The organism is Nonomuraea phyllanthi, assembly GCF_006334985.2.
Taxonomy (GTDB): Bacteria; Actinomycetota; Actinomycetes; order Streptosporangiales; family Streptosporangiaceae; genus Nonomuraea; species Nonomuraea phyllanthi.
Window position 1 is genome coordinate 1 of sequence record NZ_VDLX02000061.1, and the last position, 1112, is coordinate 1112.

At 67.4% G+C, this 1112-nt stretch carries 1 pseudogene; it reads right to left on the reverse strand.

The features are described from left to right. Nucleotides 1-1066: pseudogene (locus tag FH608_RS51145) on the reverse strand (RHS repeat protein); the annotation flags it as partial. Nucleotides 1067-1112 lie beyond the last annotated feature (46 nt).

Here is a 1112-nt window from a genome sequence, read left to right on the forward strand (position 1 = left end):
CCTTGACCGCGGTCTTGCGTCCGGCCAGGTCGTATTCGGCGGTGGTGGCGTTGCCGTTCGCGTCGGTCGTCTTGGTCAGCCGCCCGGCCAGGTCATAGGCCATGGTGACCGTGGTTGCCGGGTCGGTGACCACTTCGGTTTCGCCCGCTGCGTTGAGGGTGAAGGTAGTGACCTTGCCGCCGGGGGCGGTCTGCTTGACCAGCCGACCCGCGTCGTCGTACTCCATGGTCGTGGTGAAGCCCGCGGTGGCCGGCTTGCGCTCGATCTGCGTGGCGGTGATCTGCCGCCCGAGATCGTCGTAGGTGGCCTCGCTCCGGGCACCTGTCGGGTCGACGGTCGCCAGTGTCTCCCCGGCCAGGTCGTACTCGGTCACCCACGTGCCCGCCGCCTGGCCCTCAGGGGCGGGGTCGGTGACGCGGACCTGCCGGCCGAGCTGGTCGTACTCATATGAGGTGACATAGCCGCGCGGGTCGGTGGTGGACTCCAGCTGCCCGGCCGCGTCGTAGGAGTGCCGGACCACCGGAGTGATCGCGCTACCCCCCGGCGGCGTATAGGCGGGAGCGGTGCTGCTGGTAAGCCGGCCGGCTTTGTCGAAGGTGGAGACGAAGGTGCGGCCCTCGGCGTCACGTTCGTGTGTGGTGTTGCCCACCGTGTCATAGCCGACCAGAGCCGCCGGACGCGCGGAGGCGGTGGCTCCGTTCTTGTCCACCTGCACCTGCGGGCTGGTGGTCTCCACCAGCCGATCCAGGATGTCGTAACGCATGTCGATGGTGTAGTCGGCCGCGGTGGCCCCATCGGCGTTGCCGCGCGGGTCCGTGCTGGCGACGGCTAGGCCGCGATCGTCGTAGGTGGCAGTGGAGACGATGTCCTGATCGCCGTTTTCGATGGTCTGCTTGGTGGGCTGGTTGAGCTTGTTGTAGGTGTAGCTGGTGGTCTCGGTGCGGCTGGTGCCGGCAGCGGTGCCGATGGTCTGGGTGACATTGTTGTTGGCGTCGTAGCCGAACTCGGTCACACGCTCCAGCCCATCCGGATTCGAGCCTGAGCGCGGATCGAGTACCTGCACCATGAGCCGGCCAGCCTCGTCATACTCGAAGATCGTAGTCGTGATGCCG